Here is a 22,105-nt window from a genome sequence, read left to right as displayed (position 1 = left end):
AGAGGGGCAATGCATCAGGCAGCGACGAAGCCGTCGATAGCCAGTTTAGCGTCGTTCTGCGCTTTGGTCGCCACTTCCGGACCGTAAGCCACGCCTTCAGCAAACACGAAGTTCACGTCGGTGATACCGATGAAGCCAAGGAACAGCTTCATGTACGGAGCCACGATGTCGGTCGGGGTATCTTTGTGGATACCGCCACGGCTTGACAGCACGACAGCACGTTTACCGGTGACCAGACCTTCCGGGCCGTTCTCGGTGTAGCGGAAGGTTACGCCAGCGCGAGCGACCAGGTCGAAGTAGTTCTTCAGCTGAGTCGGGATGTTGAAGTTGTACATCGGTGCGGCGATAACAATCACGTCATGCGCTTTCAGTTCAGCGATGAGCTCATCAGAGAGCGCCAGCGCTTCCTGCTGACGTGGGGTCAGCGGAGTATCGCCTGGGCGCAGGGCGCCGACCAGTTCACCATCCAGTACCGGGATCGGGTTGGCGGCGAGGTCACGCACGGTGATTTGATCTGCGGAGTGCTGTTCGCGCCATTGTTCAACAAAATAGTCGGTAAGCTGACCAGATTGTGAGTACCCTGCCAGAATACTGGATTTCAGAACTAATACTTTGCTCATGGGTGATTCCTTATATTAGATTGACGGGCCCGTGCCCTGTTGCTTGTTGACACTTTATTCACAATCCTGATGCAGGGATAGCGCAATATATCGAATCCTATGTTCGAATTTATTGAACAAGGCACAGAAAACGTGGATGTGGTACTCTATACCCATTGCGTAAGAACGAACTTTTCCGGCAGTGCGCTGCCCGCTAACACTATGACAGAACAACAAAAAATCACCTTCTCATCACTCTACCCGCAGCTTGATAACCTGATGTTGCGCGACAAACAGCGCTTCTCGCGTCGTCTGCAGGGGGTGAAGAAAGTTAAAAATCCTGAGTCTCAGCAGGCCATTCTTCAGGAAATGGCGAATGAAATCAGTCAGGCGGCGGCGTCGGTTGCACGCCGTGAATCCGCGCGTCCGGTGATTACCTACCCGGAAAACCTGCCGGTCAGCCAGAAGAAACAGGACATCCTCAACGCCATTCGCGACCACCAGGTGGTGATTGTGGCCGGGGAAACCGGCTCCGGGAAAACCACCCAGTTGCCGAAGATTTGTATGGAGCTGGGACGCGGGGTGAAAGGGCTGATTGGTCACACCCAGCCGCGTCGTCTGGCGGCGCGTACCGTTGCCAATCGTATTGCCGAAGAGCTGCAAACCGAGCCGGGCGGCTGCGTGGGGTATAAAGTTCGCTTTAGCGACCACGTTAGCGACAACACCATGGTCAAGCTGATGACCGACGGGATCCTGCTGGCGGAAATCCAGCAGGACCGTCTGCTGATGCAGTACGACACCATCATTATTGATGAAGCGCACGAGCGTAGTCTCAACATCGACTTCCTGCTCGGATACCTGCGTGAGCTGCTGCCGCGGCGTCCGGATCTGAAAATCATCATCACCTCCGCGACCATCGATCCTGAGCGCTTCTCGCGTCACTTCAATAATGCACCAATTATCGAGGTCTCGGGGCGGACATTCCCGGTTGAAGTGCGCTATCGCCCGATTGTCGAAGAAGCCGATGATACCGAGCGCGATCAGCTGCAGGCGATTTTTGATGCCGTGGATGAGCTGGGTCGTGAGAGTGCGGGTGATATTCTGATCTTCATGAGCGGTGAACGTGAAATCCGCGACACCGCCGATGCGCTCAGCAAGCGTGACCTGCGCCATACCGAGATCCTGCCGCTGTACGCGCGTCTGTCGAACAGCGAGCAAAACCGCGTGTTCCAGTCGCACAGCGGGCGGCGTATCGTGCTGGCGACCAACGTGGCTGAAACCTCGCTGACCGTGCCGGGTATCAAGTACGTTATCGATCCGGGTACCGCGCGGATCAGCCGCTACAGCTACCGCACTAAAGTCCAGCGCCTGCCCATTGAACCGGTATCTCAGGCGTCGGCTAACCAGCGTAAAGGCCGCTGCGGACGTGTGTCGGAAGGTATCTGTATTCGACTCTACTCTGAGGATGATTTCCTCTCGCGCCCGGAGTTTACCGACCCGGAAATTCTGCGCACCAACCTGGCCTCGGTCATTCTGCAGATGACGGCGCTGGGGCTGGGCGATATTGCGGCCTTCCCGTTTGTGGAGGCGCCGGATAAACGTAACATCCAGGATGGCGTACGCCTGCTCGAAGAGCTGGGAGCCATTACCACCGACGAGCAGCAAACGGCCTATAAGCTCACCGCACAGGGGCGTCAGCTTTCGCAACTGCCGGTGGATCCGCGCCTGGCGCGAATGGTGCTGGAGGCGCAAAAACACGGCTGCGTGCGTGAGGCGATGATCATTACCTCGGCGCTGTCGATTCAGGACCCGCGCGAGCGTCCGATGGACAAACAGCAGGCCTCGGACGAAAAACATCGTCGTTTCCACGACAAAGAGTCCGATTTCCTCGCTTTCGTCAATCTGTGGAACTACCTCGGCGAGCAGCAGAAAGCGCTGTCGTCGAACCAGTTCCGCCGCTTATGCCGTACCGAATATCTCAACTATCTGCGCGTGCGCGAGTGGCAGGATATCTACACCCAGCTGCGCCAGGTGGTGAAGGAGCTGGGGATTCCGGTGAACAGCACACCGGCGGAGTATCGTGAGATCCACATTTCGTTGCTGACCGGTCTGCTATCACACATCGGGATGAAAGATGCCGATAAGCAGGAGTTTACCGGCGCGCGTAACGCCCGCTTCTCGATCTTCCCGGGTTCTGGTTTATTCAAAAAACCGCCGAAGTGGACGATGGTGGCAGAACTTGTCGAAACCAGCCGCCTGTGGGGGCGCATCGCGGCCCGTATCGATCCGGAATGGGTCGAGCCGGTGGCTCAGCACCTGCTGAAACGCTCGTACAGCGAGCCGCACTGGGAGCGCGCGCAGGGCGCGGTGATGGCGACCGAGAAGGTGACGGTGTACGGCCTGCCGGTGGTTGCTGCCCGTAAGGTTAACTACAGCCAGATTGACCCGATGCTCTGCCGCGAGCTGTTTATTCGCCACGCGCTGGTAGAGGGCGACTGGCAGACGCGTCACGCTTTCTTCCGCGAGAACCTGAAGCTGCGGGCGGAAGTGGAAGAGCTGGAACATAAAACCCGTCGCCGCGATATTCTGGTGGATGATGAATCGCTGTTTGAGTTCTACGACCAGCGCATCAGCCATGATGTGATTTCTGCCCGCCACTTCGACAACTGGTGGAAAAAGGCCAGCCGTGAAACGCCGGACCTGCTCAACTTTGAGAAGAGCATGCTTATCAAAGAAGGGGCGGAGTCGGTTAGCAAACTCGATTACCCGAACTTCTGGCATCAGGGCAACCTGAAGCTGCGCCTGAGCTACCAGTTTGAACCCGGTGCCGATGCCGACGGCGTGACGGTGCATATTCCGCTGCCGCTGCTGAACCAGGTTGATGAAGGCGGCTTCGAGTGGCAAATCCCGGGGCTGCGTCGCGAGCTGGTGATTGCGCTGATTAAATCCCTGCCAAAACCCGTGCGACGTAATTTTGTTCCGGCACCGAACTATGCCGAAGCGTTCCTGGGCCGCGTTACGCCACTGGAGCTACCGCTGCTGGAATCGCTTGAGCGTGAACTACGGCGAATGACCGGCGTGACCGTTGACCGTGAAGACTGGCACTGGGATCAGGTGCCCGATCACCTGAAAGTGACGTTCCGGGTACTCGACGACAAAAACAAAAAGCTGCAGGAAGGGCGTGACCTTGCCGCGCTGAAGGCGGCGCTGAAAGGCAAGGTGCAGGAAACGCTGTCGGCGGTAGCCGATGACGGTATTGAGCAGAGCGGCCTGCACATCTGGAGCTTCGGCGAACTGCCGGAAAGCTACGAACAGAAGCGCGGCAACTACAAGGTGAAGGCCTGGCCCGCGCTGGTGGACGAGCGTGACAGCGTGGCTATCAAACTTTTCGATAACCCGCAGGAACAACAGCAGGCGATGTGGCGCGGGCTGCGTCGTTTGCTGCTGCTCAACATTCCGTCGCCGATTAAATATCTGCACGAAAAACTGCCGAACAAAGCCAAGCTTGGACTTTACTTCAACCCGTACGGCAAAGTGCTGGATCTCATCGACGACTGCATCTCCTGCGGCGTGGATAAGCTGATCCACGAGGCGGGTGGCCCGGTGTGGAGCGAGAGCGGTTTTACCGCGCTGCACGATAAGGTTCGCGCCGGGCTTAACGAGACGGTGGTGGAGATAGCCAAACAGGTCGAGCAGATATTGACCACGGTGTTCAATATCAACAAACGCCTGAAAGGGCGTGTGGATATGACCATGGCGCTGGGGCTGTCTGACGTAAAATCGCAGATGGCCGGTCTGGTGTACCGTGGGTTCGTTACCGGCAACGGATTCCGCAAACTTGGCGATACGCTGCGTTATCTGCAGGCGATTGAGCGTCGGCTGGAGAAAATGGCAATCGATCCGCACCGCGATCGGGCGCAGATGCTGAAAGTCGACAGCGTTCAGCAGGCGTGGCAGCAGTGGTTCAACAAACTACCGCCTGCCCGTCGTGACGATGATGACGTCAAAGAGATCCGCTGGATGCTTGAAGAGCTGCGCGTCAGCTACTTTGCGCAGCAGCTGGGAACGCCGTATCCGATTTCGGATAAGCGTATTTTGCAGGCGATGGAACAGCTGGCGTAGTTGGATGCGCTGCGCTTATCCGGCCTGCAGGCGAGAGTAGGCCGGATAAGGCACTCGCCGCATCCGGCGGGTCTACACAGCGCTCCAGCCGCCGCCCAGCGCACGGTAAAGATCGATTTGCGCCAGCAGCAGGCTGTTTTTCACCTGAACTTCACTGAGCTGGGTGCTAAACAGCGTGCGCTGCGCGTCCAGCACGTCAAGGTATGAAGAGTAACCGTTGCGATAACGGTTGCTGGCAATGCGCAGCGTCTCCTGGGCGACCGCTTCCTGGCCGCGCAGTTCCTCCAGCTGTTCCCCAAGACGAGCGATAGCGTCGATGCTGTCGTTAACCTCTCTGAATGCGTTACGCACGGTTTTCTCATAGCCGTACAGCGCCTGATTACGCTGCGACATCGACACGTCGACCTGGGCATTCAGCGCCTGGCGGTTGAGCAACGGCGCCAGAATACTGCCGCCGACGCTCCACAGGCTGAGCGGATTATCAATAAGCCCCGACAGCGTGTCTTTCTGCAGGCTGCCGGTGGCGGTGAGATTGATTGACGGCAGCAGCTGTGCCCGCGAGGCGGCGAGGGTGTTATCAGCGGCCAACAGCTGGCGCTGGGCCTGCACAATATCCGGGCGGCGGTTAAGCAGGGTAGACGGCAGCTGTGACGGCAGCATCAGCGGCGTGAGGCCGGCAAACTCCCCGCGACGCAGCGTCGTCGGATTTTCACCGAGAAGAATACTCAGGGCATTCTCCTGCAGGGTTATCTGGTGCTGTATCTGCGGCACCTGCGCCCGGGTGGCGCGCAGTTCAGAATCGGCCTGCATTAGCTCCAGGCGTGAGGTATAGCCGGTCTCATACTGACGTTTAGCAAGCTGGTAGGCCTCTTCGCGGGATTTCAGCGTGTCTCGCGTTACCTGCAGCTGCTCGTCGAGTGAAAGCAGGGTGACATATCCCGCAGAGACGGCGGTGGCAACGGTGAGGTCGGCGGCGGCCGCCGCTGCTTTTTGTGCATCCAGCGAGGCCCCGGCGGCGCGCGCGGTGCTGCGGTTGGCTCCCCACAGGTCAACGTCGTAGCTGGCCGTCAGATTGCCGCGATACAGTGTACTGTGCAGCGGTAGCCCGGTGGCGGCCGACTGCGCACGGGCGCGGGTGGCGTTGAGACCGACGTCCACTTCCGGGAACAGGCTGCCTTCGCTGGCGTAAACCCGGGCCTGATACTCGTTTACCCGTTCGCGGGCGATGAGCACATCGCTGTTGTAGCGCAACGCCTGGTCAACATAACCGTTCAACTGGCTGTCGTGAAAATTGCGCCACCAGAACCCTTCGGCCGCGCTTGACGGGCCAACCGCCGCCCGCCACTGGGCCGGGATGGTCAGCGTGGGTGCCGCCTGTTTAACATCGGCAGACTGACATCCTGCAAGCAGCAGAGCCGCCGCAATCAGCGTAAGGCGCCTCATGGCTTCTCCTTATGCGTGTCGATATCCACTTGTACCGACATCCCCGGGCGCAGCTGGCTCACCAGCTTTTCGTCTTCGTTAATGGTTATCCGCACTGGAATACGCTGGGCTATCTTCACAAAGTTCCCGGTGGCGTTATCCGGAGAAATGGCGCTGAATTCGACGCCGGTGGCGGGCGAAATGCGCTCCACCACGCCGCGGAATTCTTTATCGTTCAGCGCATCGACGGTAAAGACCACCGGCTGACCCACGCGAATATGCGCCAACTGCGTCTCTTTGACGTTGGCTATCACCCAGCGCGGCGGTGGGACCAGCGAGGTGAGATGCGTCCCGGCGCTGACATACGCGCCCAGACGCACGGCAATCTGCCCCAACTGGCCGTCGCGCGGGGCAATAATTTGACTGTTCTGCAGGTCAATCTGCGCCAGCTCCAGGCTTGCTTTGGCGTTTTCTACGTCGGCTTGCAGCGCGGCGTGGTTAACGATGGTTGACTGTAGATCCTGGCGCGAGACCTCAAGCGTCGCTTTGGCCTGCTCGATATCGGCACTGCTTTGTGCGGCCCCGGCGAGCGCCGCGTCGCGTTCACGAATCGACAACGAACCATCGGCAGTCAGATCTTTCACCCGGCGTAAATCGGCCTGTGATTTCTGGCTCTGCGCCCGGGCGTTCTGCAGCGCGGCCTCGTTGCGGGCAATCACCGCTTCGGCACTTTTTCGCTGCTGCTGGTTGTTATTGAGCGCCGCTACCTTCATGGCGAGCTGGGCTTGCGCCTGATGAACACGCTGTTTATAGATACGATCATCAATCTGAATCAGCACATCACCCTGTTTGACGTTGTCAAAATCACGGACGTTGACCGCCGTAATATAGCCGTTGACCTGGGGGCTGATGAAGGTGGTAAGCCCGCGGACATAGGCGTTATCGGTAAACTGGCTGTGGCGGGTGAACGGCGGCAGTTGCCACGCGTAGAGAATAACCAGCACCCCCACGAGGCCGATAGCCGCGGCGGTAAATATCGACACGACCTTCAGATTATTGCGGGTGTTGGCCTGCGCTTTGGCAGCATCCTGCTGACTCATAACCACTCCATGAATAAAACGTCAAACATCATTATTTGCTTCCTGTTGCGCGTTTGAGCGCTAAATAGGCGGTGATCTTCAGGCGTAACAAACGCCAGAGAAGCCACAGCAGCGCGACCCCGGAAACCGCGGCGGTCAGTAAGTAAGTATCGTTCCAGGCCAGAATATTAGCCTCCAGCGCGCTGGCGGCCTGCAGCTGGCTAACGGCCTGGGTGACGAGCAGCGAGCTGTCACCAATCAGATTCTGGTACATCTGGCTGTATAGCTGGAGTCGCTCATTCACCAGCGGATTAAGGGTCGTGAGCTGGTCGGCGATAACGCTTGAGTGAAACTTCTCCCGCCAGGTCTGGAAGGTGCCAAGAATGGCCGATCCAAGAAGCCCGCCGATGTTCTGGCTCATGCCGAAAAGCACCGAGAAACTGACCAGATTGCGCGGGTCGGCAACCACGCCGCCGATGCCGACAATCATGGCTGGCGCAAGAAAGTAGGTGCTGCCAAAGCCGATTAAAAACTGGCTTAGCATCAGCTGATCAGGCCGTGTCAGGCTGCTCGACTGGCTATCCAGCAGGGAGGCAACCATCATCGCCGTGAGCGAAATAATAATCGGCAGGACCAGTTTTTGCGGCTTCAGCGTCAGGCAACTGGCAACGATGCCGCAGACAATACCGGCAAAGATTGACCAGGCGAGGCGCGTCATCTGCTCATTCTGTAGCCCCACGTACTGCAGCCAGCCGATGATTCCGGTGTTTTGCTCTGCCAGCGCGATGCGAATAAGCAGCATGATGAGGCCAAGGCGGACAATACTGCCGCTCGACAACCAGCGGGTGTTGAGCAGCGGGTTGCTGCGATTATGTTCAAATACCAGGGCTGCGATAATCAGTACCGTTGCCGCCGCCAGCGACCAGCCAATCCACGGCGCTTCAAACCACCAGACGAGTTTGCCAAGGGACAGCACGGCGCAGAGCAGCGCCATTCCGGGGGCAAGCAGAAAGAAGGTGATGAAATCTTTCTTTTCAAAAACTTTTTTACGGTCGCTTGGCGGCAGTTTCAGGGCGATAACGCAGGCCAGGGAAACCAGCGCCAGGCCCAGCTCAAAGAAGTAGAGCCCGCGCCAATTGTCGAGTTGTAAAAGCTCCGTGGAGAACAGACGGGCAATGGGGATCGCCAGCGACGAGCCGGTTATTCCGATGGTCAGCCCTTTTAAGCGGTGCTTCGCGGGCCAGGCCTGAATTTGATAGTAAATACCGAGCGAGCTGAGCGCTGCAGCCACCATGCCGTGCGCGGCGCGCACCATCATGGCGCTGCTGAGATCGTTAACGAACAGGTGGAAAAACGTCACCAGTACGTACAGCACCAGAAAGCCTTCGGTGAAGGCGCGCAGCCCGTACTGTTGGCGAAACTTCACCAGCAGCAGGTTGATGGAGATGTTGGTCATCACGTAAACCGCCGGTAGCCAGGCGATTTCCGTCGACCAGGCGGCAAACGTACCCTGCAAATTTTGCAGGTTAGCGGCTACTACCGCGTTACCGAGCGCGCCGGTCAGGCAGACCAGGAGGCCAACAATGCCGTAGGCAATACGCTTCGGTGTCGTATGTTCCGGAGTCGAGGGCGAACCCAAAAGCACCGGTTTTTCGTGTGGGGCCCAGTCGTGCGGGGCGTAGGGATCACGTTTCGGCAGGTGCATGAATGATAGATTTTATGAATGAATTTGGCTCGGGCGAGTTTACCTTTGATAGAAAATATTTATCAAGTGAATGGTTTGAGTATCCGTGCGAATTTCTTATGGGAATACCTATTAAGACGATTTTAAGGAAGCGGGACACCTGCGTTAGAGTGTAAGTATTTTCATTGTCTTGTTTTGTGAACTGGTTAGTAAAATAAACTCTTTCGTTCTGTTTTTATTTGCAGGGATGACGTCGAAGTGGAAAGATAACGAAGGTTTTGCGATCAAAAATTCAGATGATTCTGATGTCTGGATTGAGTTGCGTCTAACAATTAGCCACGGACCAGATTATGAAAAGAAGAACTTTTATAAAGTCTGCTGCACTGTTATCGATAGCATCAGCGGTGCCGGCATATTCTAATACCCCACAAGTATGTTCGGCTTTGACGAATAATATTGACACAACAAAAGGCGAAGCGGTTGCGTTAATCAGTGATTTGCATATTAACGACGACCCATTGATCGCCGAATTTACCACCGCACTGCAGAATATAAAGCGTCGTGGTATCAACAATATTATACGGTGGGTTTGGCGAACAGGACCAGAAAATAAAAACGCTGCTCATGCAGCGCCAATATGGAACCTTGATCGAGATACCGTCATTTAACCGTACCGAGAACGGTCTGATTGAAAAGGGATACGGATTCATCATGTATTTGCAGAACGAGAATGTGCTATTTGAGGCATGGAATTTCTTCACCGACACCCATTATCCCGAATACGATATTCATATCCGCCAGCAGGCCGTCGCGACACTATTAAATAATAATGACTGCCAGCAACGCCTGCGCGCAGAACGCTATCCGTGGCAGGAGATAGCCCAACAAAATGACGGTGGCGATGATATTACCGACGGCCCTGAACATTTTGGCATTCGCAAACTGTGGCCCGCCTGGCGGTGGCAGGTTTAAATTCATCGTGCGGGCAATAATCGGCGGTGCAGTGGTATGATAGTGGGCTGGGACGACAGAGAAGAGAACATGATGCCAACGCCTTTTGCACTATTATCCGACGCCACGCTCAATGCCGCCAACGTGCTTGGTAGCTGGCTTGCCGAAAACGACTATGCACCGCGCCCTCAGCCGGGCGAGGGCGACGTGGTGGTGCTGGCGGGAAACGCGGTGATCCCAGCGATAGATGCTGCCTGCCAGCTGGTGGCGGGCGGTGAGCAAATTCTGCTTATCAGCGGTGGTATTGGCCACTCCACGTCTTTTCTGTACGACACCATTGCCCATCATCCGCGCTATAGCGCCATTGCGACGACCGGCCGTCCGGAGGCCGCTATCCTCGCGGATATCGCGCATCAGTTCTGGAATATTCCTCAGGATCGCATCCTCGTTGAGGATAAATCGACAAACTGCGGGCAAAACGCCTGGTTCACCCGGGCGATGATGGAAGACGTTGGTCTGGCGTGTCGCCACGGCATTGTGGTGCAGGATCCGACGATGCAGCGCCGCACTATGGCTACCTTTGCCCGCGTGTGGCAGGAGGCAGAACAGGCGCCGGTATGGACGAGCTATCCCGGGTTTATCCCCGTATTACGCCACGACGAAGGCGGCGTTCGTTTCGACGGAGAAGAGGCGGGGCTGTGGGCGGTAGAACGCTATCTGTCGCTGCTGATGGGTGAAGTGCCGCGCCTGCGCGACGACGCAGAAGGCTACGGACCGCTTGGTAAACACTTCATTGCCCACGTTGAAGTTCCACCGGACGTCGAGGCGGCGTGGCAGACGCTGCGTGACGACGAGCCGCTACAGAACGCGCTGAAAAGCCGGGCGCTGGCTTGAAGGTGACCCGCTGGAGATCTCTTCAGCGGGCAAATCTGATTCAGAAGGTCAAGGTTTCGCCGTCGGCAGGAACGCGAACATGCTGTTCAATTTGCTCTGCTGCGGCATAGGCCCGCAGCTCGTCGCGGCTCAGGATACAATGATTCACCGCCTCCATATGTGAGGCTATGACCATCGCATGAGGCAATACCTGGTGCGTGCCCAGCACATCCTCTTTTCCCATGATGATGGCGCCAATGCCGTCGACCATTGCCTGGCCGGCATTTAACACCACGACATCGGGTCGATGGGTGCGAAGACTCTCTTCATAAGGTTTCACCCAGATGGTATCGCCAGCGATATACAGCGTTTTTTCTGCAGGATCTTTAAACACCAGGCCACAGGCATCGCCGAGAAACGCGGCCATCTGCGGGTTGGCGTAGGCTTCGTCGCTGCCGTGCTGACCCGTTGTTTTGATGATGGTGATGCCCGCTACGCGGTTTTCCGTCAACAACGTCTGTACGTTGGTGAATCCCTGGGAACGTATAAGCGCAGCATCGCTGTCGTTTTGCGTATAAATGGGGATGGCGGTGGGGAGCGCCTCTCGGGCGGCATCATCCCAGTGATCCGGATGCGTATGGGTGATGAGAACGGCATCAACATCAATAAGTTCAGGAACAGGAACCGGCAGAGCGACCAGCGGGTTGCGCAGGTGGGAGCGGGCAGTACCGGGAAAACCGGGAGAAGAGGCCTTATCGGCGAACATCGGATCTATCAGAAACCGCCTTCCCGCATAATCCAGACGTAATGTGGCATTGCGAATCTGTTGAATTTTCATCAGCATTTCCCGACAACGGTGACATCGCGGAGGGCTTAGCCTCCGCGAGACCGGGTATTACAGCTTGTTGAATTTATCCAGTACCCGAACCAGCTGGGTCACGAACCCGTACTCGTTGTCGTACCAGGAGACGGTTTTCACTAACTGCAGATCGCCCGCTTCGGTGATTTCGGTTTGAGTGGCATCAAACACTGAACCGAAGTGTGAACCGATAACGTCGGAGGAGACGATTTCTTCTTCGGTATAGCCGAAGGATTCGTTCTTCTCGGTGGCTTTTTTCACCGCCTGATGAATTTCATCGACGGTGACTTTCTTGTTCAGAATTGACACCAGCTCGGTGACGGAGCCGGTTTTCACCGGTACGCGCTGGGCGTGGCCTTTGAGCTTGCCGCTAAGCGCCGGAATAACCAGACCGATGGCCTTTGCCGCCCCGGTGGTGTGCGGAATGATGTTTTCCGCCGCCGCGCGGGAGGCGCGAAGATCTTTGCCTCGCGGCCCGTCGACCAGCGCCTGGGTGCCGGTGTAGGCGTGAATGGTGGTCATGGTGCCAAGTTTAATGCCGAAAGCATCGTTCAGCACTTTCGCCATCGGTGCCAGGCAGTTGGTGGTGCAGGATGCCACCGAGATAATAGTGTCTTTAGCATCGAGCGTGTCATCGTTGACGTTATAAACGATGGTTTTCATCTCGCCCGCAGGGGCAGAGATAAGCACTTTCTTCGCCCCGGCATCCAGGTGCGCCTGTGCTTTTTCGGCGGAGGTGTAGAACCCGGTACATTCGACAATTAACGTGGCCCCCGCGGCTTTCCACGGGATATTTTTCGCGTCTTTTTCGGCGTAGACCGTGATTTTTTTGCCGTTCACAATCAGCGCGTCTTCGGTGTAGTCCACGCTCCAGGGGAAGGGACCGTAGTTGCTGTCATGCTTGAGCAGGTAGGCCAGTACTTTGGGGGAGGTGAGGTCGTTTATCGCGACGACTTCGACCGGGGTTTTGACTTCGAGAAGACGGCGCAATACCAGGCGGCCAATACGTCCAAAACCATTTATGCCAATTTTACTCATGGAATACTCCTTAGATGAGAATTTAACAGGTCGGGATGTATAAACTTATCCAGGCATAGCGCACTCTGTTGAATGGGGCAAACTATCATTGCGATACACAGATTAAGCACTTGAAAATCTATACAGAAAAGTTAATGAATTTTTAAGGAAAGGTCGTTATGTTGTGCGCATCACACTTTTGGTAGCGGGAACTGAGATGCGCGACAAATATTCGGGATTGCAGATAGGTATTCACTGGCTGGTCTTTCTGCTGGTTATCGTCACCTATACGGCGATGGAAATACGGGGCTTCTTCCCAAGGGAATACCGTCCGGCGTTTAACATGGTGCACGTGTCCGGTGGCATCTCGATTCTGGTATTGATGGTGGCGCGTTTACTGATTCGCCTGAAGCGCCCGGCGCCGCCAATTGTGCCGAAACCAAAACCGATGATCACCGGGATGTCGCACCTTGGTCACCTGGTTATCTATTTGCTGTTCATCATTCTGCCGATTATCGGTCTGGTGATGCAGTACAGCAAAGGGAGCCCGTGGTTTGCCTTTGGTCTTACCATGCCGAGCGCGTCGGTGGCTAATTTTAAGCTGGCAGATACCCTGAAGGAGTACCACGGCTTTCTTGCTAATTTAGGCTACTGGGTCATTGGTATTCATGCTGCTGCGGCGCTGGCACATCACTATTACTGGAAAGATAACACCCTGCTGCGGATGATGCCGCGCAAGCGTTCCTGAATTAACCCCTAAGGATAACATGCATCTAAACTGCACGTTTTGTGTGGTCACCCTTCTCTGAGAGTGGTGTAATAGTCCTCACGGACTCACGCTCTGAGAAGGGGAGCAGCATGTTACGCATTCCACCTGACTGTATTCACACCCGTTCCACTCCCTTGTGGAACAACCAGACCGCGCCCGCGGGACTCTTTCAGCGTCACCTCGATAAAGGCACCCGTCCGGGCGTCTACCCGCGCCTGTCGGTGATGAAAGGCACGGTCAAATATTTAGGTTATGCCGACGAGCACAGCCCGGAGCCGGTAGAAGTGATGGTCATTGAGGCAGGGCATTTTGCCGTCTTCCCACCGGAGAAATGGCATCACCTTGAGCTGGTTGGCGACGATACCTGGTTTAACATCGATTTTTATGTTGCACCTGAAGTGCTGCTCGCCGGGTCCGGCATGCAGCAGAGTGCAAAAGCGAAGAAGTAAGGAGAAGAAAATGGCGAAGGCAACCTATACCGTGACGGTCACAAACAACAGTAACGGCGTGTCTGTCGATTATGAAACCGAAGCGCCGATGACCCTGCTGGTGCCGGAAATTGCCGCTAACGTGGTGAAAGATCTGGTTAACGTCGTCAGGGGCTATGACACCGAAGAAGACAAAGAGGTTTGTGGCTGGTAGTCATTAACCTGCAATATGCATGACGAAACGAGTTGTGCTTACCACATTAACCACAAAATCCGGGCGTATTATTCCTGCGTAACTTGAGGGATTAATGTAACCCAATCAGGAGATTTTTGTGGTTAATAAAATTGCAGAGCCTACGAAACCAGCGACTAAACCCACGGGCAACACAGCAGGCTGGAAGGCGCTTTCGCCCGGCGGCGATCGGAACTTTACGGCGCATCTGAGCAATGTCAAAGCGGAGGCGAAAAGTAAAGTTCACTTTGCCAGACTGACGCCTTCCGTGCTCAAGCAAACGGTGAATTTTTTCAGCGCCCACAGCATGAGCACTCCGCATCCGGCGGCACATAAAAGCACGACAGCGAAGCCGCTATCTGACGAGCATAAAGCGCTGTTGCAGTTTAAAACGGCCCTGCTGGCGTCGCGTGAGAACTACGTCTCAACCACCCGACAGTTGCTCAAACCCGATAGCGGGCAGTCGAAACTGCCGTACATCAAGCTTTCCTAGTATTATTCCAGCACGATGACATCGCCCGTTGCCGGGGAGACCATCTTCGGCAACCACAGCCGCGCCCAGTCGCCGGTGCAGTGGCAGCCCATCACCAGCTCCGGCTTTTCCTGCTTTAGAAACTGGCGAACCTGTAACAGCGTGCGCGGTGAGGCGCTGCGTAAATGGAACCCGCCAATCAACGCGTGAATGCGCTTGATACCGGTTATCTTCTGACAGTGGCGCACAATATTGATAATCCCGCGATGCCCGCAGCCGGTCACAATCACCAGCCCGCGATCGGACTTATAGATAATCACCCCTTCGTCAATCACGTAGTCGATTTCTTCCGCTGCTCCACCCAGAGCACCGTAGGCGCGAGGATTGTCGACATGAATTTCGCCAGACCACATAAAGCGCTCGCTGATGTGTAGCGGCTCTGTGCGGTAATCCATCTGATGACGACTGTAGTCGTTAGCACGGGAGAGGGTTTTGATTCTTCGGCTAAAGCCAGCCAGCCTGGCGACGGCGAAGCGTTCGCGGCCAACCTGGGGGTGGCAGATGATGCGCGTATTGTCGGCAAGCCAGGGCACACCGCCGCAGTGGTCGTAGTGGCCGTGCGACAACACAACGGCGGTAAGATTGGCGAGTGAAATCCCCATACGTTGCGCATTATGCTGAAAACTGGCGTCCGGTCCGGTATCAAACAAGATGCGGGTCTCGCCGTCCTGCAGCAGCAGGCTCAGCCCGGCGCGGGCGATGAGGGCAGGGTCTGCGCCCGGGGCGCGGCGGTTTTCCAGCAGCACGCTGAGGGTAAGGGCCATGGGACTCGTTCCTGTGAGTTTCCGTTGCGTAGCAGTATATCCTGCGGCTTACGTCGCACCCAGCAAAAAAGATGCTCGCAAGCGCTAATGAAAAGGTGCTATATACTTAACCCTGGTCTTTGAGTGGTTATCAAAGACAGACTGTGAAACTGCAGCCGAATCGTCAGTGAAAGGCTTTACCTTAGCTGGCGTGCTCGAAAAGAGCGCATGAACATGCCGGTAACGCTGAACCATAGACCCACCAGTTATCGGAACATTTTCGCGAATACTTTCCTGGATGGTTGCGACACTATCGCGAGATAGGCTGACCTGCACTCCGTCTTCCTGTCCGCGTTTTATCAAACAGGAGGAAGAAAGTGAAAGCTGAATACCTCATCATTGGAAATGGACTGGACGGCGAGGTTATTGTCGAGGATTACCCCCAGAGAATACTCTCCCTGTCAGGCACCCCCCCGAAACTGACGGGTTCCCACCGTGGCCAGACCGCAAAAACGTTCGAAGTTGACCATATCCGCCATAACCGCCAGTTTTACGCCGTCGCGGTAGGCCGGGCGACCTGCGCCCAGGAAATTGTCACGCTGATTGAAAATAGCGGTATCAGGCCAATCCCCGAGGAGGTGCTGGACGTTTTTCATGCTTAACGGTTGGTAGTGGATGTTTCACCGGAGCCTGATCAACTCCGGTGAGATGGCGAGCCCCGTTTACAGGACAGAATAATATAGATACCATACCCCCCTATAGTATACAGGAGGGTTTATGCCACATTCCCCGGAAGACAAAAAACGCGCCCTTACGCGCGTGCGTCGCATACGCGGCCAGGTAGAAGCGCTGGAAAGGGCGCTGGAGTCTGGCGAGCCGTGCCTGACTATCCTGCAACAAATCGCCGCCATTCGCGGGGCCGCCAACGGCCTGATGGGCGAAATGGTTGAAATGCACCTGAACGATGAACTGGTCAGCGGGGACACCACGCCGGATCAGCGCGCGCTCAGAATGGCGGAAGTGGGTCATCTGCTACGCTCATATCTTAAATAATTCACCAATAAGGGAAGAGACAATATGAAATCACGTGCCGCCGTTGCGTTCGGGCCAGGTCAGCCGCTTAAGATTGTCGAGATTGACGTGGCGCCGCCGAAAAAAGGCGAAGTGCTGATTAAAATTACCCATACCGGCGTCTGCCACACCGATGCCTTCACCCTGTCTGGTGACGATCCGGAGGGGGTATTCCCGGCGGTGCTCGGCCATGAAGGCGGCGGGATTGTGGTTGAAGTCGGCGAGGGCGTCACCAGCCTGCAGCCGGGTGACCACGTTATTCCGCTGTACACCGCCGAGTGTCGCGAATGTAAGTTCTGTAAGTCGGGCAAAACCAACCTCTGCCAGGCCGTGCGCGCCACCCAGGGCAAAGGGCTGATGCCGGACGGCACCACCCGTTTCTCTTATAACGGCGAGCCGATTTACCACTACATGGGCACCAGCACCTTCAGTGAATACACCGTTTGTGCCGAGATCTCTTTGGCGAAGGTGAACCCGCAGGCGCCGCTGGACAAAGTCTGCCTGCTCGGCTGCGGCGTGACCACCGGCATTGGTGCCGTCCACAACACCGCTAAAGTTAAAGAGGGCGATACCGTGGCGGTGTTCGGCCTTGGCGGCATTGGTCTGGCGGTTATCCAGGGCGCGGCGCAGGCGAAGGCCGGACGCATTCTGGCTGTCGACACTAATCCGGAAAAATTCACTCTCGCGCGTGAAATGGGTGCCACCGACTGCATTAACCCGAACGACTACGACAAACCGATTCAGGACGTGATCGTTGAGCTTACCGACGGCGGCGTCGACTTCAGCTTTGAGTGCATTGGCAACGTCAACGTCATGCGCGCGGCGCTTGAGTGCTGCCACAAAGGCTGGGGCGAGAGCGTCATCATCGGCGTGGCGGGCGCGGGCCAGGAAATCAAAACCCGTCCGTTCCAGCTGGTGACCGGTCGCGTATGGCGTGGTTCGGCGTTTGGCGGTGTGAAAGGGCGTACCCAGCTGCCAGGCATGGTAGAAGACGCGATGGCGGGCAAAATTCGCCTCGATCCGTTTATCACCCACCGTATGCCGCTGGAGCAGATCAACGAGGCGTTCGACCTGATGCACGAAGGTAAATCCATTCGTACCGTGATCCACTTCGGCGAGAAGTAATCTCTCACCCGCGCCGGTTCCCGGCGCGGGCTATTCATAAATTGTGCTGAAGTGTGACCTGTGTAGCGATTTTAGCCGTAAGCAAAACCGCGGGCGGGCCGATGACAATCTTACGGGCGTGTTTGTACGCATAACGATAAGAGAGAGTCGAAGGTCATGGACACAACAGCAGCGCAAAAGCTGAGTTTTTTGCATCATATTCGCCTGGTTCCCCTGTTCTCCTCTATCCTCGGCGGCATCATGCTGCTGTTCGCGCTGAGCTCTGGCCTGGCGGGCTATTTCCTGCTGCAGGCAGACCGTGACCAGCGCGACGTCACCGAAGAGTTGCAGGTGCGAATGGGGTTATCTAATAGTTCGAACCACCTGCGTTCGGCGCGTATCAACCTTATTCACGCCGGGGCCGCCAGCCGTATCGCCGAAATGGACGATATGAAACGCAATATCGCCCAGGCGGAAGAGCGCATTGCCCAGTCGCAGGCCGGTTTTAATCAGTACATGGAGCGGCGGGTAAAAACCGACGCCGGAAAAGCGCTCGACAACGAACTGACCACGCGCTTCCAGGCCTATATTACGGGGATGCAGCCGATGCTGAAATATGCCCGTAACGGTATGTTTGAGGCAATTATTACCAGCGAGAACGAGCAAGCTCGCCCGCTGGACGATGCCTATAACCAGGTGCTGCTGCAGGCGATTAACATCCGCACCGAGCGCGCTAATCACCTCACCGAACTGGCCCAGCAGCGCACGCGTCTGGGGATCATCTTCATGGGCGGGGCGTTTATTCTGGCGCTGGTGCTGTCGGTGTTAACCTTCGTCGTACTGCGCCGGACGGTGATCCATCCGCTGGTACGTGCGGCAGGGCGCATCGAGCGCATTGCGGCAGGCGATCTGACCGTCGCCGATGAAGCGACCGGACGCAGCGAAATCGGTAAGCTGAGCCGCGACCTGCAAAAAATGCAGCGCTCTCTGGTGCAAACGGTCGGTACCGTGCGTCAGGGCGCGGAAGAAATTTATCGTGGCACCAGCGAAATCTCCGTCGGTAACACCGATCTCTCTTCCCGTACCGAACAGCAGGCCGCCGCCATCGAAGAGACTGCCGCCAGCATGGAGCAGTTGACCGCCACCGTGAAACAGAACGCCGACAACGCCCATCACGCCAGCAAGCTTGCGGAAGATGCTTCCGGCAAAGCCACGCGCGGCGGTCAGATTGTCTCAGGGGTGGTAAGCACCATGGGCAGCATCTCTGCCAGTTCGAAAAAAATCTCTGAAATTACCGCGGTGATTAACAGTATCGCTTTCCAGACCAATATTCTGGCGCTGAACGCGGCGGTTGAAGCGGCGCGCGCCGGTGAGCAGGGGCGCGGCTTTGCGGTGGTGGCGAGTGAAGTCCGCACCCTGGCCAGCCGTAGCGCCCAGGCGGCAAAAGAGATCGAAGGGCTTATCAGCGAATCGGTGACGCTTATCGATCGCGGCTCCAGCGAAGTGGTTGCCGCAGGCAGCACCATGGGCGATATCGTTGACGCGGTGAAACGCGTGACCGACATTATGCTCGAAATTGCGGCGGCCTCCGATGAACAGAGCCGGGGTATTACGCAGGTGAGCCAGGCGATCACCGAGATGGATAACGTCACCCAGCAGAATGCGTCGCTGGTGGAAGAAGCCTCGGCGGCGGCGGCATCGCTCGAAGAGCAGGCGGCACGTCTCACCGAGGCCGTCGGTGCGTTTCGTTTGCAGAGCAGCCCGGCTGCCCGCAAGACGTCAACGGCACCGCTGCGCCAGCCGCTGCAACCCGCAACGGTTGAAAGTGAAAACTGGGAAACGTTCTGACAATAAAAGGGACCTGCGGGTCCCTGAGAGTGATCGCAGCCCCCTGCGTCGCGGTTTTGCCGGATGGCGCTTTGCTTATCCGGCCTACAAAACCCAACGGTTCAGTGGATTGTAGGCCCGGTAAGCGGAGCGCACCGGGCATTCTCAGTTCACAGTAGATGCTTTTTTCGACAGCGACTCACCTTCAAAGTGAGCTAAGTACCCGCTCTTTCACCGCCTGAACCTAAGGTGCTGATATATTCTGCAGCCGCGTGCCCGGTAGTTTATCAATCCGGCATGGATTTTCGAATTGCGCTCAGCAGCGTCTGTACCGCGGTCGAGTGCTGAGGATCCACACGGGTGATAATCCCGATCGGCTCACCGGCTCCTGGTACCGGGATCGGCAGCGAAACCAGCGCGGCGCGGCGCAAATCATCTTTCACCGCACCGGATGGCACAAACCACACGTAGTCATAGTCGACGGTAAGCTGGCGTGAGAGCGAAGCCGACAGCGTTTCAATGCAGCCTGCCGGCATTTTACAGCCCTGGCTTTGCAGCAGCGTATCGGCAATCTGGCGCGGAACCGTGCCTTTTGGCGAAGCAACCACCGGCCACTCCATCACCCGGCTTAAGGTCATGGTTTCCTGTAGCAGCGGATGATTCGGGCGCACAACCAGTTTTAGCGATTCGAGGAACAGCAGCTCGTAGTTCAGGCCGCTCATCAGCTCAGGATCGGACATCCGGCCAATACCGAGATCGATTTCACCGGTTTTCAACCCGGCAAGCAGCATCGGGTTGCTCATGGTGGCAACCTGGAGGGTAATGTCTTTCTGCTCTTTATGGAACTGACCAATGACGGCAGGAAGAATACCGAGCGCGGCGGTGGGCAGGGCACCCACGCGCACAATGTCGTTTTCCTGGCCTTCTTTACGCGTGAGGGACTGCCCGGCGGTGTTCAGGGCATCGAGCACTCTCACCGCATGCGTGAGGAACTGTTCCCCCATCAGCGTCAGCTGCGCGCCCAGCCGCCCGCGTTCAAAAAGTCGCGTGCCGGTAAGCTGCTCCAGCTCATTCAGCGTTTTAGACAGCGCTGGCTGGCTGAGGTTAAGGGTTTCAGCCGCGCGCCCCAGAGTTCCCTGTTGGGCGACGGCAACGAATGTATGCAAATGGCGCAAGCGGATGCGCTGACTGAACAAACCGTTTTTTTCCATAGTGAATGTTAAAAACAGAGCGACGAGAGAAACAAGTAAAGTTGTTTAATTTTGATAACCTGCTAGCAAAATATTATTAACATTCGATCTGTTTGACTTACAAGTAATTTCTGCTTTTGAGGTCGTTTTTTGCGCAAACCATCGCATCCGCGATCACAATTTATACATTCTCCCCAACGCGAATCGATGGCCTTCTCTACACTCCAGGTAATATTCACTGGAGACATGAGATCATGGCGAACACCATCACGGCGGATGAGATTCGGGAGCACTTTTCGCAGGCAATGTCGGCGATGTACCAGCAGGAAGTTCCGCAGTACGGTACCTTGCTGGAGCTGGTGGCGGACGTCAATCTGGCGGTACTGGAGCACAATCCTAAGCTGCATGAAAAATTAGCCAACGCCGATGAACTGGCGCGGCTGAACGTAGAGCGCCACGGCGCTATTCGCGTCGGCAGCGCCGAAGAGCTTTCCACGCTGCGGCGGATGTTTGCCATCATGGGGATGTACCCGGTCAGCTATTACGATCTTTCCCAGGCGGGCGTGCCGGTGCACTCCACGGCGTTTCGTCCGGTAGATGACAGCTCGCTCGCCCGTAACCCCTTCCGCGTGTTTACCTCGCTGCTGCGCCTTGAGCTTATCGATAACGCCGTGCTACGCAAACGTGCGGCCAGCATTCTTGCTAAACGCGATATTTTTACTCCGCGCTGCCGCGAGCTGATTGCGCGTCACGAGAAGCAGGGGGCGCTGACCGAAGCCGAGGCGCAGGAGTTTGTCCGCGAAGCGCTGGAAACCTTCCGCTGGCACCAGCACGCGACGGTTGACCAGGAAACCTATCAGGCCCTGCACGACGAGCACCGCCTGATTGCCGACGTGGTGTGCTTCCCGGGCTGCCATATCAACCATCTCACGCCGCGCACGCTCGATATCGACCGGGTACAGGCGCTGATGCCGGAGCGTGGGATCACCCCCAAGGTGCTGATCGAAGGGCCGCCGCGCCGTGAAGTACCGATTTTACTGCGCCAGACCAGCTTTAAAGCGCTGGAGGAGAAAGTCCTGTTCGCCGGTGAACACCTGGGGACCCATACCGCGCGCTTTGGGGAAATTGAACAGCGCGGCGTGGCGCTGACGCCAAAAGGCCGCGAGCTGTACGACTCGCTGCTGGGCGATGCGGGAACCGGTAAGGATAACCTGAGCCATCAGCAGCATCTGCTGGATATCTTCAAAGCCTTCCCGGACAGTGAACTGCTGATGCGTCGTCAGGAGCTGGCCTATTTCCGCTACCGTCTGACCCCTGCCGGAGAGGCGCATCGTCACGCCATTCGCCCGGGCGATGATCCGCAGCCGCTGATCGAACGCGGGTGGGTGGTGGCGCAGCCTATCACCTATGAAGACTTCCTGCCGGTGAGCGCGGCGGGGATATTCCAGTCGAATCTCGGTAATGAAACCCAGGCCCGCAGCCACGGTAACTCAAGCCGCCTGGCATTTGAAGAAGCGCTCGGCTGCCCGGTACTGGATGAGTTTACCTTGTATCAACAGGCAGAAGATCGCAGTAAACGACGTTGCGGTCTGCTCTGAAACAG

The 22,105-nt window shown here is 56.7% G+C and carries 21 protein-coding genes; 13 read left to right on the top strand and 8 right to left on the bottom strand.

What is annotated here, in order from left to right:
- Positions 1-14 precede the first annotated feature (14 nt).
- Positions 15-620, bottom strand: coding sequence for an FMN-dependent NADH-azoreductase (azoR, locus tag C7387_RS06740; RefSeq protein WP_006819835.1), 606 nt, complete (start codon positions 618-620; stop codon positions 15-17).
- A gap of 201 nt (positions 621-821) precedes the next feature.
- Between azoR and hrpA the strand changes: the two genes are divergently transcribed.
- Positions 822-4,721, top strand: a complete 3,900-nt coding sequence (gene hrpA, locus C7387_RS06735; protein WP_120816733.1) for an ATP-dependent RNA helicase HrpA — start codon at positions 822-824, stop codon at positions 4,719-4,721.
- Between the two features lie 72 nt (positions 4,722-4,793).
- Here hrpA and C7387_RS06730 read toward each other — a convergent pair whose 3' ends face one another.
- From C7387_RS06730 to C7387_RS06720, 3 genes are read right to left on the bottom strand one after another with little or no spacing between them, the layout of a single operon-like run.
- Positions 4,794-6,164, bottom strand: a complete 1,371-nt coding sequence (locus C7387_RS06730; RefSeq protein ID WP_120816352.1) for an efflux transporter outer membrane subunit — start codon at positions 6,162-6,164, stop codon at positions 4,794-4,796.
- Positions 6,161-7,243 (bottom strand): HlyD family secretion protein, encoded by a 1,083-nt coding sequence (locus tag C7387_RS06725; RefSeq protein WP_006819838.1) that lies wholly within the window; start codon positions 7,241-7,243, stop codon positions 6,161-6,163. Before C7387_RS06725 ends, C7387_RS06730 begins: the two co-directional genes overlap by 4 nt.
- A 31-nt stretch (positions 7,244-7,274) precedes the next feature.
- Positions 7,275-8,927, bottom strand: a complete 1,653-nt coding sequence (locus C7387_RS06720; protein ID WP_420855498.1) for an MFS transporter — start codon at positions 8,925-8,927, stop codon at positions 7,275-7,277.
- A gap of 329 nt (positions 8,928-9,256) precedes the next feature.
- Between C7387_RS06720 and C7387_RS23115 the strand changes: the two genes are divergently transcribed.
- The 3 genes from C7387_RS23115 to C7387_RS06710 all read left to right on the top strand — a co-directional run bounded on the left by C7387_RS23115 (position 9,257) and on the right by C7387_RS06710 (position 10,751).
- Complete coding sequence (locus C7387_RS23115; RefSeq protein ID WP_244922350.1) at positions 9,257-9,574, top strand: hypothetical protein; 318 nt, start codon at positions 9,257-9,259, stop codon at positions 9,572-9,574.
- Positions 9,575-9,617: 43 nt separating this feature from the next.
- Positions 9,618-9,878 carry a hypothetical protein gene (locus tag C7387_RS23110; protein ID WP_244922349.1) on the top strand — a complete coding sequence of 87 codons (261 nt, stop codon included), beginning with the start codon at positions 9,618-9,620 and terminating at the stop codon, positions 9,876-9,878.
- Between the two features lie 72 nt (positions 9,879-9,950).
- A complete protein-coding gene (locus tag C7387_RS06710; RefSeq protein ID WP_420855516.1) occupies positions 9,951-10,751 on the top strand; it encodes a YdcF family protein in 801 nt (266 codons plus the stop codon).
- Positions 10,752-10,791: 40 nt separating this feature from the next.
- Here C7387_RS06710 and C7387_RS06705 read toward each other — a convergent pair whose 3' ends face one another.
- Both C7387_RS06705 and gap read right to left on the bottom strand, forming a co-directional pair.
- Entirely contained in the window at positions 10,792-11,568 is a 777-nt protein-coding gene (locus C7387_RS06705; protein WP_120816731.1) for an MBL fold metallo-hydrolase, read from the bottom strand.
- Positions 11,569-11,625: 57 nt separating this feature from the next.
- Positions 11,626-12,627 (bottom strand): type I glyceraldehyde-3-phosphate dehydrogenase, encoded by a 1,002-nt coding sequence (gene gap / locus C7387_RS06700; protein ID WP_006819844.1) that lies wholly within the window; start codon positions 12,625-12,627, stop codon positions 11,626-11,628.
- Between the two features lie 196 nt (positions 12,628-12,823).
- Here gap and cybB point away from each other — a divergent pair, with 196 nt between their 5' ends.
- From cybB to C7387_RS06680, 4 genes are all read left to right on the top strand, one after another.
- Positions 12,824-13,354, top strand: coding sequence for a cytochrome b561 (gene cybB / locus C7387_RS06695; RefSeq protein WP_006819845.1), 531 nt, complete (start codon positions 12,824-12,826; stop codon positions 13,352-13,354).
- Positions 13,355-13,464: 110 nt separating this feature from the next.
- The gene (locus C7387_RS06690; protein WP_038257698.1) at positions 13,465-13,824 is read left to right on the top strand and encodes a TehB family protein; all 360 of its coding nucleotides are present in this window, start codon (positions 13,465-13,467) and stop codon (positions 13,822-13,824) included.
- A gap of 10 nt (positions 13,825-13,834) precedes the next feature.
- Positions 13,835-14,017: a DUF1869 domain-containing protein gene (locus tag C7387_RS06685; protein ID WP_006819847.1), complete on the top strand. Its 183-nt coding sequence runs from the start codon at positions 13,835-13,837 to the stop codon at positions 14,015-14,017.
- Positions 14,018-14,135: 118 nt separating this feature from the next.
- The gene (locus tag C7387_RS06680; protein WP_120816350.1) at positions 14,136-14,528 is read left to right on the top strand and encodes a hypothetical protein; all 393 of its coding nucleotides are present in this window, start codon (positions 14,136-14,138) and stop codon (positions 14,526-14,528) included.
- A gap of 2 nt (positions 14,529-14,530) precedes the next feature.
- On the opposite strand, the gene C7387_RS06675 is transcribed toward C7387_RS06680, so the two are convergent.
- Entirely contained in the window at positions 14,531-15,331 is an 801-nt protein-coding gene (locus C7387_RS06675) for an MBL fold metallo-hydrolase (protein WP_006819849.1), read from the bottom strand.
- 356 nt (positions 15,332-15,687) lie between these two features.
- Here C7387_RS06675 and C7387_RS06670 point away from each other — a divergent pair, with 356 nt between their 5' ends.
- The 4 genes from C7387_RS06670 (at position 15,688) to C7387_RS06655 (ending at position 19,333) form a co-directional block, all read left to right on the top strand.
- Entirely contained in the window at positions 15,688-15,972 is a 285-nt protein-coding gene (locus tag C7387_RS06670) for a hypothetical protein (protein WP_006819850.1), read from the top strand.
- Positions 15,973-16,087: 115 nt separating this feature from the next.
- A complete protein-coding gene (locus tag C7387_RS06665; RefSeq protein ID WP_038257693.1) occupies positions 16,088-16,363 on the top strand; it encodes a metal/formaldehyde-sensitive transcriptional repressor in 276 nt (91 codons plus the stop codon).
- Positions 16,364-16,387: 24 nt separating this feature from the next.
- The gene (locus tag C7387_RS06660; protein ID WP_120816349.1) at positions 16,388-17,506 is read left to right on the top strand and encodes an S-(hydroxymethyl)glutathione dehydrogenase/class III alcohol dehydrogenase; all 1,119 of its coding nucleotides are present in this window, start codon (positions 16,388-16,390) and stop codon (positions 17,504-17,506) included.
- 156 nt (positions 17,507-17,662) lie between these two features.
- Positions 17,663-19,333, top strand: a complete 1,671-nt coding sequence (locus C7387_RS06655) for a methyl-accepting chemotaxis protein (RefSeq protein ID WP_120816348.1) — start codon at positions 17,663-17,665, stop codon at positions 19,331-19,333.
- A gap of 266 nt (positions 19,334-19,599) precedes the next feature.
- Here C7387_RS06655 and C7387_RS06650 read toward each other — a convergent pair whose 3' ends face one another.
- Entirely contained in the window at positions 19,600-20,523 is a 924-nt protein-coding gene (locus tag C7387_RS06650) for a LysR substrate-binding domain-containing protein (protein ID WP_120816347.1), read from the bottom strand.
- Between the two features lie 233 nt (positions 20,524-20,756).
- Here C7387_RS06650 and hglS point away from each other — a divergent pair, with 233 nt between their 5' ends.
- On the top strand, positions 20,757-22,100 hold the full coding sequence (gene hglS / locus C7387_RS06645) for a 2-oxoadipate dioxygenase/decarboxylase HglS (protein WP_038257689.1): 1,344 nt from the start codon (positions 20,757-20,759) through the stop codon (positions 22,098-22,100).
- The last annotated feature ends 5 nt before the right edge of the window (positions 22,101-22,105 follow it).

It is taken from the genome of Yokenella regensburgei (assembly GCF_003634235.1).
GTDB classification, from domain to species: Bacteria; Pseudomonadota; Gammaproteobacteria; order Enterobacterales; family Enterobacteriaceae; genus Yokenella; species Yokenella regensburgei.
Note: the sequence above shows the minus strand (reverse complement) of the source record. Positions and strands in the feature narration are given on the sequence as shown.

Excerpts from the sequence above, each read along its gene's own strand:
- azoR (WP_006819835.1), bottom strand. The coding sequence starts at position 620 with ATGAGCAAAGTATTAGTTCTGAAATCCAGTATTCTGGCAGGGTACTCA.
- hrpA (WP_120816733.1), top strand. The coding sequence starts at position 822 with ATGACAGAACAACAAAAAATCACCTTCTCATCACTCTACCCGCAGCTT.
- C7387_RS06730 (WP_120816352.1), bottom strand. The coding sequence starts at position 6,164 with ATGAGGCGCCTTACGCTGATTGCGGCGGCTCTGCTGCTTGCAGGATGT.
- C7387_RS06725 (WP_006819838.1), bottom strand. The coding sequence starts at position 7,243 with ATGAGTCAGCAGGATGCTGCCAAAGCGCAGGCCAACACCCGCAATAAT.
- C7387_RS06720 (WP_420855498.1), bottom strand. The coding sequence starts at position 8,927 with ATGCACCTGCCGAAACGTGATCCCTACGCCCCGCACGACTGGGCCCCA.
- C7387_RS23115 (WP_244922350.1), top strand. The coding sequence starts at position 9,257 with ATGAAAAGAAGAACTTTTATAAAGTCTGCTGCACTGTTATCGATAGCA.
- C7387_RS23110 (WP_244922349.1), top strand. The coding sequence starts at position 9,618 with ATGTATTTGCAGAACGAGAATGTGCTATTTGAGGCATGGAATTTCTTC.
- C7387_RS06710 (WP_420855516.1), top strand. The coding sequence starts at position 9,951 with ATGCCAACGCCTTTTGCACTATTATCCGACGCCACGCTCAATGCCGCC.
- C7387_RS06705 (WP_120816731.1), bottom strand. The coding sequence starts at position 11,568 with ATGAAAATTCAACAGATTCGCAATGCCACATTACGTCTGGATTATGCG.
- gap (WP_006819844.1), bottom strand. The coding sequence starts at position 12,627 with ATGAGTAAAATTGGCATAAATGGTTTTGGACGTATTGGCCGCCTGGTA.
- cybB (WP_006819845.1), top strand. The coding sequence starts at position 12,824 with ATGCGCGACAAATATTCGGGATTGCAGATAGGTATTCACTGGCTGGTC.
- C7387_RS06690 (WP_038257698.1), top strand. The coding sequence starts at position 13,465 with ATGTTACGCATTCCACCTGACTGTATTCACACCCGTTCCACTCCCTTG.
- C7387_RS06685 (WP_006819847.1), top strand. The coding sequence starts at position 13,835 with ATGGCGAAGGCAACCTATACCGTGACGGTCACAAACAACAGTAACGGC.
- C7387_RS06675 (WP_006819849.1), bottom strand. The coding sequence starts at position 15,331 with ATGGCCCTTACCCTCAGCGTGCTGCTGGAAAACCGCCGCGCCCCGGGC.
- C7387_RS06665 (WP_038257693.1), top strand. The coding sequence starts at position 16,088 with ATGCCACATTCCCCGGAAGACAAAAAACGCGCCCTTACGCGCGTGCGT.
- C7387_RS06660 (WP_120816349.1), top strand. The coding sequence starts at position 16,388 with ATGAAATCACGTGCCGCCGTTGCGTTCGGGCCAGGTCAGCCGCTTAAG.
- C7387_RS06655 (WP_120816348.1), top strand. The coding sequence starts at position 17,663 with ATGGACACAACAGCAGCGCAAAAGCTGAGTTTTTTGCATCATATTCGC.
- C7387_RS06650 (WP_120816347.1), bottom strand. The coding sequence starts at position 20,523 with ATGGAAAAAAACGGTTTGTTCAGTCAGCGCATCCGCTTGCGCCATTTG.
- hglS (WP_038257689.1), top strand. The coding sequence starts at position 20,757 with ATGGCGAACACCATCACGGCGGATGAGATTCGGGAGCACTTTTCGCAG.